General features: G+C 74.0%; 14 protein-coding genes. 9 read left to right on the top strand and 5 right to left on the bottom strand.

All coding sequences use genetic code 11. From position 1 onward, the window contains the following. The first annotated feature begins 96 nt into the window (after positions 1-96). The 8 genes from ACZ466_RS46445 (at position 97) to ACZ466_RS46410 (ending at position 9,225) form a co-directional block, all read left to right on the top strand. Positions 97-1,143 carry a polyprenyl synthetase family protein gene (locus ACZ466_RS46445; protein ID WP_464041970.1) on the top strand — a complete coding sequence of 349 codons (1,047 nt, stop codon included), beginning with the start codon at positions 97-99 and terminating at the stop codon, positions 1,141-1,143. Positions 1,144-1,153: 10 nt separating this feature from the next. Further along, complete coding sequence (locus ACZ466_RS46440) at positions 1,154-2,263, top strand: UbiA family prenyltransferase (protein ID WP_378279407.1); 1,110 nt, start codon at positions 1,154-1,156, stop codon at positions 2,261-2,263. Next, positions 2,260-2,976, top strand: coding sequence for a ubiquinone/menaquinone biosynthesis methyltransferase (locus ACZ466_RS46435; protein WP_378279406.1), 717 nt, complete (start codon positions 2,260-2,262; stop codon positions 2,974-2,976). Before ACZ466_RS46440 ends, ACZ466_RS46435 begins: the two co-directional genes overlap by 4 nt. Before the next feature lie 5 nt (positions 2,977-2,981). Beyond that, a complete protein-coding gene (locus ACZ466_RS46430; protein WP_464041969.1) occupies positions 2,982-6,212 on the top strand; it encodes a thiamine pyrophosphate-binding protein in 3,231 nt (1,076 codons plus the stop codon). Then, positions 6,209-6,895: a transmembrane-type terpene cyclase gene (locus tag ACZ466_RS46425; protein ID WP_378279402.1), complete on the top strand. Its 687-nt coding sequence runs from the start codon at positions 6,209-6,211 to the stop codon at positions 6,893-6,895. Before ACZ466_RS46430 ends, ACZ466_RS46425 begins: the two co-directional genes overlap by 4 nt. Beyond that, positions 6,892-7,122 carry a ferredoxin gene (locus ACZ466_RS46420; RefSeq protein WP_378279400.1) on the top strand — a complete coding sequence of 77 codons (231 nt, stop codon included), beginning with the start codon at positions 6,892-6,894 and terminating at the stop codon, positions 7,120-7,122. Before ACZ466_RS46425 ends, ACZ466_RS46420 begins: the two co-directional genes overlap by 4 nt. 15 nt (positions 7,123-7,137) lie before the next feature. Then, positions 7,138-8,337 carry a cytochrome P450 gene (locus tag ACZ466_RS46415; RefSeq protein WP_378279398.1) on the top strand — a complete coding sequence of 400 codons (1,200 nt, stop codon included), beginning with the start codon at positions 7,138-7,140 and terminating at the stop codon, positions 8,335-8,337. A gap of 111 nt (positions 8,338-8,448) precedes the next feature. Further along, positions 8,449-9,225, top strand: a complete 777-nt coding sequence (locus ACZ466_RS46410; protein ID WP_378279396.1) for an aldo/keto reductase — start codon at positions 8,449-8,451, stop codon at positions 9,223-9,225. Positions 9,226-9,243: 18 nt separating this feature from the next. Here the strand turns inward: ACZ466_RS46410 and ACZ466_RS46405 are convergent, their stop codons facing one another. Both ACZ466_RS46405 and ACZ466_RS46400 read right to left on the bottom strand, forming a co-directional pair. Then, on the bottom strand, positions 9,244-12,576 hold the full coding sequence (locus ACZ466_RS46405; protein ID WP_378279394.1) for a DUF4132 domain-containing protein: 3,333 nt from the start codon (positions 12,574-12,576) through the stop codon (positions 9,244-9,246). A gap of 75 nt (positions 12,577-12,651) precedes the next feature. Then, on the bottom strand, positions 12,652-13,581 hold the full coding sequence (locus ACZ466_RS46400; RefSeq protein WP_378279393.1) for a VOC family protein: 930 nt from the start codon (positions 13,579-13,581) through the stop codon (positions 12,652-12,654). An 80-nt stretch (positions 13,582-13,661) separates the two neighbouring features. Here ACZ466_RS46400 and ACZ466_RS46395 point away from each other — a divergent pair, with 80 nt between their 5' ends. After that, positions 13,662-14,240, top strand: a complete 579-nt coding sequence (locus ACZ466_RS46395; RefSeq protein WP_378279391.1) for a TetR family transcriptional regulator — start codon at positions 13,662-13,664, stop codon at positions 14,238-14,240. A 12-nt stretch (positions 14,241-14,252) separates the two neighbouring features. Here the strand turns inward: ACZ466_RS46395 and ACZ466_RS46390 are convergent, their stop codons facing one another. The 3 genes from ACZ466_RS46390 to ACZ466_RS46380 are packed head-to-tail and all read right to left on the bottom strand — an operon-like array spanning position 14,253 to position 16,123. Then, on the bottom strand, positions 14,253-14,882 hold the full coding sequence (locus ACZ466_RS46390) for a LysE family translocator (RefSeq protein ID WP_378279389.1): 630 nt from the start codon (positions 14,880-14,882) through the stop codon (positions 14,253-14,255). 39 nt (positions 14,883-14,921) lie between these two features. Further along, positions 14,922-15,689, bottom strand: a complete 768-nt coding sequence (locus tag ACZ466_RS46385; protein WP_378279387.1) for an SDR family NAD(P)-dependent oxidoreductase — start codon at positions 15,687-15,689, stop codon at positions 14,922-14,924. Further along, complete coding sequence (locus tag ACZ466_RS46380; RefSeq protein WP_378279385.1) at positions 15,686-16,123, bottom strand: nitroreductase family deazaflavin-dependent oxidoreductase; 438 nt, start codon at positions 16,121-16,123, stop codon at positions 15,686-15,688. Before ACZ466_RS46380 ends, ACZ466_RS46385 begins: the two co-directional genes overlap by 4 nt. Positions 16,124-16,129: the final 6 nt, after the last annotated feature.

The raw sequence follows: 16,129 nt of genomic DNA, 5'->3' as shown, positions 1-16,129 counted from the left end.
CCGCGAAATATCGGAGGTAATATCGCTGGCGTTGTTGATCAAGGGAGGTGCAACGTGGATTCCTTGTTGCAGGCAATGCCGCCCTCACCTGGGAATGTGGGGGAAGAACCCGGCGCGCACGTTCTCCGGCTGCTGGGGCTCGAACCGCACCGGCTGGTCGCCGGCTTCGCCACCGAGGAACGGCTCGCGGCCGACCTGCGCGCGTGCGTCGACCTGGTGCGCGAGGAGGCCGGGAGCGGGGACGAGCTGATCGCCCGCTCGCTGGCCGGCGTCGTGTCCGGCGGCAAGCGGCTTCGCCCGCTGCTGGCGCTCGCCACCGCCTACGCGACCCGGATCGGCGCGCCGGGCCCGGACCGGCCCGCCGACCGCGAACGGGCCGTTCGCGCCGGGGCGGCGGTGGAGCTGCTGCACCTGGCGAGCCTCGTCCACGACGACGTCATGGACGAGGCCGACGTCCGGCACGGCGTGCCCACCGCCAACGTCCGCGAGGGCAACATCCGCGCCGTGCTGGCCGGGGACTTCCTGCTCGCCCGCGCGGTCGCCGTCGCGTGCGGGCTGGGACGGCGCGAGGGCGCGCTGGTCTCGGAGACCTTCGCCCGGCTCTGCGACGGGCAGGCGCGTGAGTCCGCCCTGCTCTTCGACGCCGCCCGCACCGAGGGCGACTACTACGACGCCATCACCGGCAAGACCGCGGCCCTGCTCGCCACCTCGTGCCGGCTGGGCGCCCTGGCCGCGGGCGCCGAGACCACCGAGGCCCTCACGTCCTACGGGCACCACCTCGGGCTCGCCTACCAGCTGGTGGACGATCTGCTCGACCTCACCGGCTCGGAGGAGCGGCTCCGCAAACCGGCCGGCCACGACGTGGCCATGGGCGTCTTCACGCTTCCCGTGCTGTACGCGCGGGAGGAGGACGCGCGGCTCGCCGGCCTCCTGGACGCGGTCCGGCCGGAGGACGGCGGCACCGTCCGCGAGGTGGTCGACCTGGTCAAGGACTCCTCCGCGCTGCGGCGGACGCGCGCCGCGGTGGAGGAGCAGACCCGGCACGCCGTGGGCGCCCTGTCGGGCGCCGCCGCCGGGCTGACACCCGCCGGGTCGGCGATGCTGTCGGAACTGGTGGCATGCCTCGCCCGCCGCGCGCACTGAGGGGGCGTCGATGACGACCTCGACCCCCTCCGCGCCCCCGGCACCGCTCACCGCCCGCGGCTTCGTGGCCCTGCCACCGGCCGAGCAGGTCGCGGCCATCCGGGCCCAGGGCGGCACGGCGTCGCCGGGCACCGTCCTGCGGCTGCTGGTGGCGCTGGGCCGCCCGCGCACCTGCGTGCCCGGACTCGTCGCCTACGCGCTCGGCCTCGGCTACGCGCCCGCGCCGGTCCCGCCGGGCCATGCCGTGCTGGGCGCGGTGCTGGCCCTGCTCGTCGGCTTCTCCGCCAACCTCCACAACACCTACACCGACGTCGAGGAGGACAGCCGGAACCTGCCGGGCCGGATGTGGATGCTCTACCGGCTCGGGCTGCGGCGGCTGGCCTGGACCCTCGCCGGGCTCAACGCGTTCATGGCGGGCGCGGCCGTGGTGTACGGGCCCGGCTTCGTGGTCTTCATGGTGATCGGGCTGATCGGCCTGCACCAGTACTCGTTCCGGCCGCTGAGGCTGAAGGCGCGGCCGCTGCTCGGTCTGTACGTCTTCGCGCAGGCCGTCGCGGGGCCGTTCCTGATCGGCTGGTTCATCGGCCAGGGCGGCATGCGCGCCCTGCCCGGCCCGGTCTGGGGCATGTTCGGCTTCCTGTGCGCCTGGTTCGTCGCGAAGGGCCTGGTGAAGAACGTCCCCGACTTCGACGGCGACCGCGCGGCCGGGCTGCGCACCTCGGCCACCCTGTTCCCCAGCCGGGCCGCCGCCGCCCGCTGCGCCGCGCTGGTGACCGTGGCGGCGTACCTGTGCCTGCCGGTGCTGCCCGTCGCCGGCGCCTCCCCGGCGGCCGTGCTGTGGGCGCTGCCCTGGACCCTCGTCGCCGCCTACCAGGGCTTCCGCCTGGTGCGGTCCGGGGACGCGGCCGCCGCCAACGCCGTGCTGCGCCGCGACATGGTGCTGTCGAGCGGCTTCCTGGCGACCGTGCTGCTGCTCCAGGAACCGGGCTGGAGCAGCGTCGCCGTCATCGCCTCCGGCGCCCTGATCATCGCCGCGAGCGACCTGCTCGCCGTGGATTCCCGCCGCGACACCGACACCGGCACCGGTCCGACCCCGACCCGTGAGGAGCCGACCGCATGAAACCCCCGACCGGAGCATCCGCCCGTCCCGCCACCCCGCAGGAGCTCTTCGACCGGATCGCGCCCCGGTACGACCTGTTCAACTCGCTGCTCAGCGCCGGTTCCGACCGGCGCTGGCGCCGCGAGGCCGCCCGCCGGCTCGCGCCGCCCCCGGAGGGGGACGTCCTGGACGTGGCCACCGGCACCGCGAGCCTGGCCATCGCCGTCGCCCGGCACCGCCCCGGCGCCCGCGTCGTCGCCTGCGACATCAACGCCTCGATGCTCGCGGTGGCCGCCAGGCGGCTGGAACGGCAGGGCCTCTCCGGCCGGATCACGCTGAGAACGGCGCCCGGTGAGCGGCTCCCGTTCCCGGACGCCTCCTTCGACGCGGTCTGCATCGCCTTCGCCATCGACGACATGGCGGACCGGCGGGCGTGCGCGGCGGAGATGGCGCGGGTGCTCCGCCCCGGCGGGCGCCTGGTCCTGCTGGAGCTCGGCGTCCCCGAACAGCCGCTGCTGCGCTCGCTCTACCTGGGCGGGCTGGGCGTGATGAGCCTGCTCGGGCGGGCCCGCGGCATGAGCGGCTACCGGCACCTGCGCGAGGAGATCACCACCTACCGGGGACCCGAGGCCGTGCGCGCCCTGCTGCTGGACGCGGGCCTCACCGGATACACGCGATTCCCCCTGACCGGGGGCATCGCGGTCGTGCACGCCGCCGTCCGAGAGAAGGGCTGACCGGGATGCAGGCCAACCGACATGTCTACAGCGAACTGGCCGGACGGCGCAGGTTCGCCGACGCGCTGGTCGCGGCACTGGCCGGCGCGGGCGTGAGCGCGGTGTTCGGCATGCCCGCCGAGTCGCTCAACGCCTTCGTCGACGCGCTGCGGCGCGACGGCCGGATCCGGCTCGTCGGCGTGCGCCACGAGGGCGCGGGCGCGCTCATGGCCGCCACGTACGGCAAGCTCACCGGGCTGCCCGGCGTCTGCATGGGCACCGCCGGGCCGGGCGCCACGCATCTGCCGCTGGGCCTGTACGAGGCGCACGCCGACCGGGCCCCGCTGCTCGCCGTCTCCGGGCAGGTCCCGGTCGAGCAGGTGGGGCTGGAGTCCTTCCAGGAGATCGACCCGGTGGCGCTGATGGGCGAGGCCGCCCTGTACAACCGCCACGTCGCGGCGCCCGGGCAGATCGGGATGGTGCACCGCGCCATGGCCGAGGCGGCCCTGCGGCGCGGGCCCGCGCACCTCGCCATCTCCTCGGACGTGTTCGCCGCGCCCCTTCGCGGCGCCCCCGAACCCGTGGTCCGGCGGCCCCCCGCGGCGGGCGGCGCCGCCGACAAGGCCCTCCTGGAACAGGCGGCGGACCTGCTCTCCGGGGCCAGGACGGCCGTGATCGTCGGCGCGGTGCCGTCCGATCTCGCCGGGGACATCGACGCGCTCGCCGAGCGGATCGGCGCGCCCGTGCTCGTCCTGCCCGAGGGTTACCGCTACTTCGCGGCGCCGCACGACGACCGCGCCCTGCCCGTCCTGCAGGGCAGGACCGCCGACTGCGCACGGGTCCTGGAAGGCACCGACCGGCTCCTTCTGGTCGGTGCCTCCAGCTCCGCCGCGCGCGGGCTGGCCGGCGGGCACCCCGTCCTGCAGGTCGCCGACGGCGCCGAGCGCTCCCACCCCGGCCGCCCCGGCTGGACGCGGCTGCTCGGCGACCCGGCCGAGATCCTGCGGCAGCTGCGCGCCCTCTCCCCCGCCTCCCCTGACGGTGACCTGGCCGCGGACGTGGACGGCCTGCGGACCGAGCCGTCCGGCCTGCCCTTCTGGGAGGCTCTCGACCGTTCACTGCCCGCCGACGCCGTGGTCGCCCTCGAACCCGGACGGATGCTCGACGGCGCGTTCGGCGCCCTGCCGGTCCGTGACAGGGTGCTGACCTCGTCCTACGGGCTGCGCGTCGCAGGCGCCGCCCTGCCCGCCGCCATCGGGGCGTCCTTCGCCCACCCCGACCGCCGCGTCCACGCCGTCACCACCGACCGCGGCCTCCAGGACTTCGCCGCCGAGCTGCTCACCCTGGCCCGCTACCGCCTGCCCGTCTCGCTGGTGTGCGTGGAGGAGGACCGCCGGACGGACGTGCGCCGCCTCGCCGCCGGGGGCGGGCTGGCCGCCGAGCGCGCCGCCTCGGTCGCCGACCTGGAGCGGCTGCTGGCGGCGCCCCCGGACGGGCCCTCCGTGATCACCGTCCCGGCGGACGGGCTCGTCGAGCCCGCGCGCGAAGAGGTCACCCTGACGACCCCGGCCGCCGGTTCGACCCGATCCGTGCTCGCCGAGGTCCTGGCCGGTCTCGACGTCGCCGCCGCCTACGTCCGGCCCGGCGCGGGCACCGAGCCGCTCGCCGCGCTGTGCCGCGACGCCGGGATCACCGTGCACGCCGTCCACCATCCGGAGTCGGCCGCGATGACGGCCTCGGCGGTCGCCAAGCACACCGGACGGCTCACCCTGTGCCTGACGGCCGCGGACGCCGACACGGTCCTCCAGTTGAACGGCCTCTACGACGCCTCGTTCGACCACGCCCCCCTCGCCGTCCTCGGACCGCCGGGCACGGTGGTGGACGGCACCAGCCTCCTGGCCGACGCCGCCCGCACGCTCCGGGTCGGCGACGACCCCGGCGCCGTCGCGGAGGCCGCCCACGCGCTCGGCACCGCCGCGTCCGAGGGCCGCGCCGTCTACCTGGAGATCGACCCCGCCGTCCTGGACCGGCCGGTGCGAGGGCCCCTCCCGGCCCCCGCACCCCCGGCCGCCACGGCCGTCCTGCCCGGGAACACCGAACTCGACGCCGCCGCCGCGCGCCTCGCCGGCGCCCGCCGGCCGGTCATCCTCGCCGGGCGGGGCGGCCGGGGGGCCGGGGCGGAGATCGCCGAACTGGCCGGCGCGCTCGGCGCGCCCGTCGTCAGCACCATGCCGGGCCGCGGCGTCCTGCCCGACCACCACCCGCACTACGCCGGGGCGGTCGGCTCGTCCGGCCACCAGTGCGCGACCGAGACCCTGGAGGCCGCCGACGTCGTCGTCGCCTTCGGCGTCTCACGGCGCGGCGCCTCCGCCTTCGACCTGCCCGGCGGCTACTTCCTCGTCCAGATCGACCACGACCTCGGCCGGCTCGCCGGCGCCGCCCGCGCCGACGTGGCCCTGCACGGCACCGCCCGGCACACCGCCCAGGCGCTCGCCGAGCGGATCGGCACCGCCGCCCCGCCCGAGGCCGGCCGGCAGGCGTTCGTGCGCGCCCGGCACGACAGGTTCCTGGCCACCCGGCGGCGGCGCAGCCGCATACCCACCCGGGCGAGCAGCCCGATCAGGCCGTCCGCGCTGGCGCTGGCGCTGGCCGACGAGCTCGCCCGGGGCCCCGCCGCTCCCCTGATCACCGTGGACGTCGGGCTCACCACCCTCTGGATCTACCGCTACCTCACCGGCCGGCAGGACTTCGTGTGGACCAGTTCGTTCGCCACGATGGGCTTCGCCGTGCCCGCCGCCGCCGGCATCGCCGCGTTCACCGACCGGCCCGTGCTGGCCGCCGCCGGCGACGGCGGAGTCGCCGTCACCCTCGGCGAGCTGGCCACGCTGCGCGACCTCGACCGGCCCGTCGTCGTGGTGGTCTTCGACAACGGGCGGCTCGGCGCCATCAAGTTCGAGCAGGAGATCATGGGCTGGCCCGAGTACGGCTCCGCCCTCCACAACGGCGACCTCGCCGAGATCGCCCGCGGCTACGGCCTCGCCGCCGAACGGGTCACCACGATGGCCGGGCTGCGCGCCGCACTGCGGGTCGCGCGCCTGGCGCGGCGCCCCTACCTGATCGACGTCGTGTGCGACGACAACGAGATCCCGGCGCCCGCGCAGCAGCGGCCCGCCGCCGCCCAGATCGTCGGCTACGCGCTGGCGCTGGCCCGCGAGGCCCGCCGGGGCCTGAGCCGATCCGGAGGTACGACGCGATGACCGGCATCATCATCCAGTCCCTGGCGGGCGTGATGTGGACGCTCGCCTACATCCTGATCATCCTGCGGTCCCGCCGCGACCGGATCTACGGCATGCCGCTGGTGGCGCTGTGCGCCAACCTGACCTGGGAGTTCTACTACACGCTGGTCGAGCTGCCCCCGCACGACGACCCCACCAAGCTGGCCGCCCAGTTCGTGGTCAACTTCGTCTGGCTGGTCTTCGACCTGGTCATCCTCGTCCAGGTGCTGCGCTACGGGCCGCGCCAGTTCGGCTGGCTCTCCCCCGCCACCTTCTACGGGCTCTTCGCGCTCACCCTGGCGATCACGGGCCCGACCATCGTCCTGCTGAACAAGGAGTTCGACGACATCTACGGGGTCCGCGCCTCGTTCGTGCAGAACCTGGCCATGTCCGCGCTGTTCCTGGTCATGCTCAACGCCCGCAGGTCGGACGCGGGCCAGTCGGTCGGCATCGCGGTCTGCAAGATGACCGGCACCGCCCTGGCCGCCCTCGGCGTCTACCTCTACCCGCCGGCCCCGGTCTACGACGAGTCCGTCCTGCTGCCGTTCCTCTACCTCGCCATCCTCGCCCTCGACCTCGTCTACACGGTCATGCTCGTGCGGATCCGCCGCGCACGGGCCGCCCGGGACGAGGCGTCGCCCGCCACGGAGGCGGTGCCGGCGTGAGCGAGGCGAACTGGAACGTCGAAGTGACCGCGGCCTGCATCGCCAGCGGGATGTGCGTCGGCACCGCACCCGGCCACTTCGAGCTGGACGGCGACCGCAACCGGTCCGTTCCCCGGTCGGCGCACCCCGCCCCCTCCGACCTCCTCCTCGCCGTGGCCGACTCCTGTCCGCTCGAAGCCATCCGCGTCCGCGACGCCGACGGCACACTCCTGGCACCCCTCGACTAGAAGGGCATCACCACCGTGACCGACAACGCCCCCGGCTACCCCTTCGGCGACGGAACCGGCCTCGCCCTCGAACCCGAATACGGGCACCTGCGCGCCGACGAGCCCGTCAGCCGCGTCCAGCTCCCCTTCGGCGGGCCGGCCTGGCTCGTCACCCGCCACGCCGACGTGCGGAAGGTGCTCACCGACCCCAGGTTCAGCAGCCGGGCCACCACCGCCAACCCCGACGGCCCCAGGTTCACCCCGCAGCCGCTGTTCCCGGCGGGGGTGATGAGCATGGACCCGCCCGAGCACACCCGGATCCGCAGCCTGGTCTCCAAGGCGTTCACAGGCAACAGGGTGGAGGCGCTGCGCCCCCGCATCGCCGAGATCGCCGGCGGCCTCGCCGACGCGATGCTGGAGCACGGCCCGCCCGCCGACCTGGTCTCCATGTTCGCGCTCCCGCTCCCGGTGACGGTGATCTGCGAGCTGCTCGGCGTCCCCTACGCCGACCGGGACCGCTTCCGCGAGCTGTCGGACGCCCTGCTGTCGACCACGGCGCTCCCGCCCGAGGAGATCTTCGCCGCGGTCATGGCGCTGAACGAGTACCTGGCCGGCCTGATCGAGGAGCGGCGGGCCGGGCCCCGCGACGACATGCTCAGCGATCTCGTCCGCGCCCGCGACGAGGACGACCGGCTCTCCGAGCAGGAACTGGTCGAGTTCGGCGTGGGCCTCCTGGTGACGGGCCACGAGACCGCCGCCACCCAGATCGGCAACTTCGTCTACATGCTGGCCCGCAACCCCGGGCAGCTCGCCGCCCTGCGCGCCGACCCCGCCCTCGTGCCGCGGGCGGTCGAGGAACTGCTGAGGCACACCCCGCTCGGCGCCGTCAGCGGCATCCCCCGCGTCGCGGTCGAGGACGTCGAGCTGTCCGGCGTCACCATCCGCGCCGGCGACTCGGTGATCCCGTCCATCAACTCGGCCAACCACGACGAGTCGGTGTTCGAGGACGCCCACCGCCTCGACGTCCACCGCCCGTCCAACCCCCACATCGCCTTCGGCCACGGCGTCCACTTCTGCCTGGGCGCCCAGCTGGCCCGGGCCGAACTCCGGACGGCCCTGGAGACCCTTCTCGTCCGCTTCCCCGGTCTCGAGCTCGTGGCCGGCGACGACGCCGGGCTCGCCTGGAAGAAGGGCCTCCTGATCCGGGGCTTCTCCGAACTTCCCGTCACCTGGTGAAACCGCCGCATCGGGCGCCCGGTCCGCACGGACCGGGCGTCCGATGCGGATCGGCGACAGGCGCACCGCCGTTGCACCGAACCGGAGGTGCCAGGGGGCACAATGCGGTGCATGATCCGCACTGTGAACCTGCCCGGCGGCACCGCGCTGCCGTTGATCGGTTTCGGGACCTGGGAGCTGCGGTCCAAGACCGCCTACGAGTCGGTGCGCGCGGCGCTCGATATCGGTTACCGGCACATCGACACCGCGACGCTGTACAAGAACGAGTCGGAGGTCGGCAGGGCCGTCAAGGACGGCGGCGTGGACCGGGAGCAGGTCTTCATCACCACCAAGCTGCGCCCCCAGGACGCGCGGCACGCCCGCCGCGCCCTGGAGTCGAGCCTCCGGCTGCTCGACACCGGCTACGTCGACCTGTGGCTGATCCACTGGCCGCCCGGCCGGGACGCGCTCGTCCCGGCGTGGGAGGAGCTGCTGGCGGCCCGGGACGCGGGACTGGCCCGCAACGTCGGGGTCAGCAACTACAGCCCGGCCCAGATCGACCTGCTGACCGAGGCCACCGGGCGGCGGCCGGCGGTCAACCAGATCCCGTGGAGCCCGGGACAGCACGATCCGGCCCTGCTGGACGAGCACCGCCGCCGCGGCGTGGTCGTCGAGGGCTACAGCGGCCTGAAGAACACCGACCTGAACGACCCTGCCCTCACCGAGATCGCCCAGCGGCACGGTGTCACTCCCGCGCAGGTCGTCCTGCGATGGCACCTGGAACACGACATCGTGATCCTCCCCAGGTCCTCGCACCGGGAGCGCATCGCCGCCAACTTCGACCTGGAAGGCTTCGACCTCACCGCCGAGGAGGTCGCCGCGATCGACACCCTCACCCGCACCGGCTGATCGGGCCCGGCGGTGCGTTCACTCCGCCGAGCCTTTCAGCTGGATCAGGTCGTCGAGGAGCTCGGAGGCGACGATCGGGTCGAGGTCGCCGAACCGCAGGGACGTGGGCTCGTCTCTCCGGTAGTGGTAGGGGTGCTGGGCGAGCCGGACGTCGACGAGGGTCTGCGGGCCGTTCTCGTCGGGCATGCCGATGCTCATGCCGGGATCGAGGGTGAGGACCAGGTGCCGGTCGTCCGCGACACGGCGGGAGATCCAGTGCTCGATGCCCGCATCCATCGGCGCCCCGCGCTCCCAGCCGCGCCGGACGAGGCCGAGAAGGGCACCGGCCGGGACTTCGAGACCCTCGAAGCGGGTCAGGCGCCCCGCGTCGCGCTCGTCCTCGTCGAGGGTGTGGACCGGATGCTCGAGCTGCGGGAACGGCTGCAGGATCTCGTAGTCGGCGAACAACTCCTTCCAGGCGGACAGGTCGTCGCCGAGGTCGATGGGGTGCGCGACGCCGATCCGCGCGGTCTCGGGGAGGGTGACGGTGTCGTCGACGGCGTTCGCGTACGTGCCGTCCTCGGCCACGCGGAAGGCCGCGGTGGCCCCCTCGCCGTTCTCGGCGACCCAGACCAGGCGGCGGACGATGTGCCCGACCAGCGGGTGCGCGACGAGGAACTCCCGGAACTCGCCACCGGGCCAGCGGCGGCCCGTGACCATGGCGGTCCTGAAGCGGGTGAGCTGGTCGGCGGCGGCCGTGCGGACGTCCTTCTTGAGGTCCGAGAACCGCTTGTACGCGGCGGGTGCCAGCTCCGGATCGTCTCCCTTTCCCGGCTTCGGGAGCGACCTGCGGGGCCTGCCGTCCTCGTCGGCGACGGTCGGCCTGAGCGACTCGTCGAACCCGATCACGAAGCGGCGGGGGCCGTAGTCCAGGAGCATCGTGCCGGACGCGGCCAGGCCGAAATCGGGGACGAGACGGTCGGCGAGCTGGTCACCGGTGAGTTCGAGCCCCGCCGCGACCTCCTCGATCTTCTCCCGGGCGCGGGCCTTGAGGCCCTTGAACTTCACCCGCTGGGAGATCGAGTGCAGGTGGATCAGTGCGCTGCCGGTGCCGATCGCGGCGAGGACGTCCAGGCCCGTCACCGCCCTGGCGTGACCGCCGTCGCCGGGCCACGCGCGGATCAGCGGGGTCAGGCGGCGGACGGTCCCGTCGTCTCCGGTCAGCCCCAGCTGGGTGAACGCCCAGTTCTCCCTTGAGTCGGCGCCGCACAGCTCCCACCAGCGGAACAGCGCCCACCCGAACTCGGCGAGCGACGCCGGGTCGCACAGCTCGCGGACGACCCGCACCCCCGCGTACACCTCGCGCGGCTTCGACATCGCCAGCATGGTGAGGACGTGCCCGACGGCGTCGTCCGGGAGGGTCTGCGCGCGGTCGCGCAGGAGGATCCGCGGGAGCATGCGCGGGTCGACCCAGCCGACGGCCGGGACCTTCGCCGGCACGTTGTCCAGCGGGCCGTCGGGGAGCATGGCCTCGATCGCGTCGGCGGCCTTGTCGCCGTGGCGGCGGGCGGCCTCGACGATCGGGGCTCTGCCGTGCCGCTCGGCGAGCATGCGCAAGGCCCCTTCGGCCGCGCGGCGAGCGGGGCCGGCCTTGCCGAGCGCGTCCGGGACGAGCGCGGGGACGGCGGCGAGGCCGTGCCGGGCGAACCAGGCGCGGGCGGTCTTGTCCAGCTTCTTGCGGCGGACGAGCCAGTCCGCCATCGTCCGCGCGATCTCGTCACTGAGCAGAGGCATCAGGGCCGCTCCGTCGGCGGCCTTGTCGCGGCGGGCGATGAACAGGGCGCAGTCGGCGGCGTCGGCCCCGAAGCGCGCGACGATGGCCAGGATGAACCGGTTCACGTGCCAGATGGCGCCGGGTTCCCAGCGCGCGAGCAGCGGGCGGGCCAGCTCGTCGGATCCGTTCATGAGGACGGCGGCCTGGTGGAAGGAGGAGATCTTGTCGAACTCCTCGGCCCACTCCTCGATGAGGTGGTCGGGTTTGTGCTCGGCCTCCGCCGCCCACGACTCCCGCTCGCCCGGCTCCCAGGCGGTCGCGCGGAGGCCGGGCATGGGCAGATCCCTGATGACGACGGGCTTGGCCTTGGGGCGGGTCCACGGCGGCGCGACGAGCAGGGGCGGCAGGTCGGTGGCGCTCGGGAAGCGGGTCGTGGCGTCCAGGATCTCCCGGACCCTCGCCCCGGCCTCGGCGGGAAGGCCGGGAAGCACGGTCTCGGCGAGGGACGGGTGGACGCGGACATGCGCGTTGAGGAGGTCGGCGGCCCGCGGAGCCTTCGACCGGGGCAGCAAACGCATCGCACGGGCGGGGTAGCGGCGGGCGGCGGCCACGAGAGCGGGCCCGACGTCCAGGTCGGGGCCTCGGTCGATGAGGGCCTGGAACGCCTCGTCCAGGGGGAAGGTGAGGAGGATGTCCTGCGGAGGCGGGGCGTCGTACCCGACGGCCGACCGGTCCACGGCATCGGCGAGGAGCGGCACGGCGGCCTCGGGGCCGACGCCGTCGATCAGCGAGGCGATGACGTCGATACCGTGCCCGGCGTCGAGCCGCAGGCCCAGCTCGGCGGGCTGGTGCGGCCCACCGAGTGCGCAGAACGGCATCCACCGCTGGAACGTTTCGGTCGCCGACGGTTCGGTGTTCGCGCACAGGTCGTCGACCCAGTCGTCTCTGGTCGGCACCAGGTAGGCGGTGATGAGCCGCTGCAACTGGTGCCCGCGTCGCGCCTCAAGGCATTCGACGGCCTCGGAGTAGACGTCGTCGGGCGCGGCGGCGAGAAGGGTGCGCAGCCACTTCACGGGCGTGCGGTTCAACCACCAGCCGGCCCGATGCTCGTTCGCGTTCCGGTACCGCACGCCCGTCCACCGGAACACATCGCGGAACGGCTCTCCCGGCGCCGGTTCCCTGACGGTTCGGCCGTCGGCCCAGATGCCGGCGAAATCCGCGTACGCGGCGACGGCGAAGGCGACGCCGTGATCGATGACCCAGGCGTCCGGGGCCGCGACAGGTTGTCCCGTCCTGTCCATCGGGCGCGCCGGGAAGGTGGCGACGAAGGCGACCGTCGCGGCACCGAGGGGATTCGGGTCGCCCTTCAGGTGGGCGCGGGCGGCGTCGGCGAGCTCCGGCACGGTGCCGGGGAGGGCGATGACCTCCTCGATGAGGTCCCGGGCTTGGTCCACGAGGGACCGCGCGTGTTCGGCGGCGGCCTCGTCCGGCGCGGCCAGCCGCGGAACGCCAGGACGGTCGCGGCGCGGGTGCCGCGCGCCGAGCCAGGAGTCCGGCATCACGAACGTGGTCTCATCGATCTCCGAGGCGTTGATCACGGTAATGACCGTAAAGGAGATCACCGACATCCCGCCGCAAATCACCGCGCGGCACCCGGCCGCGATCGGCTGCGCTCAGGCGTCCTGGCGGAAGGTGATCGCGGTGCCCAGCGCGGCGGCGGCCGGGACGAGGACTTCTCCCCGGCCGGTTCGCGTGGCCGGTACGCCGTTGCCGCGCAGCAGCCGCTCGGTGGCGGCGATGTCGCGCACCGACACCGCGTACCCGGCGAACGCGGGCAGGGCGGCGGGACGCTCGCCGGGCAGCAGGCCGGCGAGCGCCGACGCGGGCACGACGGTGAGCTTCGCCCGGTCGAGCCGCTCCCCGAAGTAGGCGCCGTAACGATGTTCCGTTTCGGGCAGGTCCCGGTCGGCGACGCACAGCACGCACCCGGCCAGGCCGGTCGCGCCGTTGGGATGGTCGATGTGCGGCTGCTCGCCCGGGGCGTTCTCGGCGAACCCGATCCTGCCCTCCGGCACGCGGCCGGCGGGCAGGCCGGGAGCGGAGATCTCCAGGTAGCGGGCCGGCTCCATCCTCGTCCCCGCGCCGGTCTCGACGGGGCGCTGGACCGCGTGCACGCCGCCGTGAACGACCCCGGCCGACGCCAGCCGCGCGGCGACGCCGTCGATGTCCGGAGTGTCGGCGATCATGATGTGGAGGCCCTCGAAGCGTTCGAGGAAGGACGTGATGTTCGCGGCGGTGGCGCGGATCGCGGCCGTCAACCGCGGCCGCTCGTCGTCGGGCACCCGCAGCGGGATCGGGCGGGCGCCGGCGGGCATGCGACCGGTGTCGTCGACCACGGCCACCAGTTCGACGAAGCCGCCGGGGAAGTGCACATGCGTGTTGGCCACCCCGAAAGGCTCGGCGGGACCTCCCGCGACGCGCGGCAGCACGGGATAGGCGGGCGCCGGCACGGTGAAGCCGAGCCGGCGGTACAGCTCCATGGCCTCACGCATGTCCCGCACGATGTGCCCCACATGATGCAGGCCGTTGATCGCGTCGCCCACCCGTCCACCTCCATAGAATTTGATAGTCGACCTTCAAATGAGAGGCTAGCATCACTTGAGTGCGCGATAGGGTTCGGCGCATGGGTGAGAGCGGGCTGCGCCAACGCAAGAAGGCCAGGACCAGGGAGACGATCCTGAACGAGGCGTTCAGGCTCTTCCGCGAGCGCGGCTACGGCGGCACCACCGTCGAGCAGATCGCCGAGGCCGCCGAGATCTCCCCCGCCACCTTCTTCCGCTACTTCCCGACCAAGGAGCACCTGGTCACGCTCGACCGGTTCCTGCCCCTCGCCGAGGCCCTGGCCGCCCAGCCGCCGGGTCCTCCGGTCACCGTGCTGCGCGGCGCGTTCCGCACGGCGTTCGCCGCCCTGTCCGCCGAGGAGATCGCCGGCGGGCACGCCCGGGAGGTGTTCGCGGCCACCGTGCCCGAGCTGCTGGTGGCCAACCTGCGCAGGAGCCCCGGCGTGATCCGCGAGGTCGGCGAGGCCGTGGCGGAGCGGGCCGCGTGCGCCGCGGACGATCCACGGCTGCGGAACGCCATCGGCGCGGTCTTCGGAGTCGTTGCCATCGTCTGGCTGCAGTGGGCGCATGACCCCGGCATGGACGGGCCCGCCGAGATCGACGCCGCGCTGGCGCACCTGGAGTCCGGCCTGAGCCCGTAGCCGGGGCGCCGGTCAGCTCTCGGCGGCGAGGGTGACGCCCATGCCGATGAACACGCTTCCGGTCGCCGCGTCGATCCTGCGGCGGACCGCCTTGCGGCCGCGCAGCCAGCCGCCGATCCGCCCGGCCAGGACGCCGACCGCGCCATCGGCCAGGAACTCCAGGACGATCAGGACTCCCCCGAGAATCGCGAACTGCAGCCAGACCGGCCCCGCGGCGGGGTCGATGAACTGCGGCAGGAAGGCGACCATGAACGTGAACGTCTGCGGGTTGGCCGCCGACGACACCACGCCGTTGAGGTAGGCGCGCCGGCCCGACATCCCGCCGGCCGCCGGATCGTCGTCCAGGCCGTTCCTCCGCTTGCGGATCATCTGCACGCCGAGGTGGATCAGGTACGCGGCACCCGCGATCCGCAGCACCGTGAACGCGACCGGGAAGGCCGTGAGCAGCGCGGCGAGCCCGGCGGCCGCGGCGGCGATGTACAGCGCGTCCCCCGTGATCACGCCGAGCGTGGCCAGCAGCCCGGCGCGGGCGCCGCCCCGCACCCCGCACCCGAGCACGAAGAGCATGTCGGGCCCCGGGGTGATGAGGGCGACGATGGTGGTCACCGTGAACACGGCGAGCAGCTGCGGGTCGATCGGCATTCCCTGATGATCTCACCCTCCCGCCCGTTGCGCCCGCGCTCAGCGCATGGTCGCGCCGCCGTCCACGCTGAGGATCTGGCCGTTGACCCAGGCGGCGTCGTCGGAGAGCAGGAAGGCGACGGCGGCGGCGATGTCCGCGGGTTCGCCGAGCCGGGTGGACGGCAGCGCGGCGAGGGAGCGTTCCAGGACGGTCGTGTCCCCGGCGGCGCGGGCGAGGACGCCCTCGGTCAGGACGTGGCCGGGCGCCACGACGTTGGAGCGGACGCGCTGCTTGCCGTAGGCGTGGGCGACGTGCCGCGACAGCGACAGGATCCCGCCCTTCGACATCGCGTACGCGCCGCGCCCCGACGTGCCGGTGACGGCCGCCGCCGACGCGGTGTACACGATGCTGCCGCCGCGCTCGCGCAGCTCGGGCAGGACGCGTCTCGTGACGAGGAGATGGCCGCGGAGATTCACCGCGATGGTGCGGTCGAAGACCTCCAGCGGCACCGCCGCGGGGTCGGCGTCCCGCCCGAGCGTGCCCGGCAACAGGTCGGCGGCGTTGACGTGGACGCCGTCGACGCGGCCGAAGGCGTCGAGCGTCCGCCGGACGAGCGCGTCGACCGACGGCTCGTCGGCGATGTCGAACGGCACGGCGATCGCGGAGGCGCCCTGCCCGATCCGGTCCGCGACCCGTTCCGCGTTCCCGGCGTCGAGGTCGCCGACGACGACCGACGCGCCCTCCTCGGCCAGCCGCACGGCGGTGGCGGCGCCGATCCCGGAACCGCCCCCGGCGACGATGCAGACCTTCCCGGCGAGGCCTCTCATCGCGGACTCAGCACCACGACGGGGATGATCCGGTCGGTGCGCGCCTGGTAGACGTCGTAGTTCGGCCACAGGCCGGTCATGATCTTCCAGAGGCGCGGTTTCTCGTCCTCCGCCGCGGTGCGCGCCGTGACCTGGAGGATCTCCCGCCTGACCTGGATCTCGGCCTCCGGGTCCGCCTGGAGGTTGAGGTACCAGTGCGGATGCTTCGGCGCGCCGCCGCGCGAGGCGACGAGCAGGTGATCGGCGCCGACGCGGCCGTAGATGATCGGGATCGTCCGCGGCAGGCCGCTGCGGCGGCCGGTGGTCGTCAGCAGCAGGGTGGGGGCGCCGTTCCAGATGTAGCCGACCTCGCCGCCGCTCTCGCGGTACGCGCGGACGTGGTTCTCGCCGAGGAGCGAGTAGTCGTGCTCGCCGGGGAAGTCGGGCTTTGTCATGACACT

This window comes from Actinomadura rugatobispora (assembly GCF_055379765.1).
This window is presented reverse-complemented; position numbering and strand designations above follow the sequence as displayed.

Bases quoted from the DNA above. Each gene is read 5' to 3' on its own strand.
- ACZ466_RS46395 (WP_378279391.1), top strand. From the start codon at position 13,662: ATGGGTGAGAGCGGGCTGCGCCAACGCAAGAAGGCCAGGACCAGGGAG.
- ACZ466_RS46430 (WP_464041969.1), top strand. From the start codon at position 2,982: ATGCAGGCCAACCGACATGTCTACAGCGAACTGGCCGGACGGCGCAGG.
- ACZ466_RS46435 (WP_378279406.1), top strand. From the start codon at position 2,260: ATGAAACCCCCGACCGGAGCATCCGCCCGTCCCGCCACCCCGCAGGAG.
- ACZ466_RS46380 (WP_378279385.1), bottom strand. From the start codon at position 16,123: ATGACAAAGCCCGACTTCCCCGGCGAGCACGACTACTCGCTCCTCGGC.
- ACZ466_RS46410 (WP_378279396.1), top strand. From the start codon at position 8,449: ATGATCCGCACTGTGAACCTGCCCGGCGGCACCGCGCTGCCGTTGATC.
- ACZ466_RS46385 (WP_378279387.1), bottom strand. From the start codon at position 15,689: ATGAGAGGCCTCGCCGGGAAGGTCTGCATCGTCGCCGGGGGCGGTTCC.
- ACZ466_RS46425 (WP_378279402.1), top strand. From the start codon at position 6,209: ATGACCGGCATCATCATCCAGTCCCTGGCGGGCGTGATGTGGACGCTC.
- ACZ466_RS46390 (WP_378279389.1), bottom strand. From the start codon at position 14,882: ATGCCGATCGACCCGCAGCTGCTCGCCGTGTTCACGGTGACCACCATC.
- ACZ466_RS46440 (WP_378279407.1), top strand. From the start codon at position 1,154: ATGACGACCTCGACCCCCTCCGCGCCCCCGGCACCGCTCACCGCCCGC.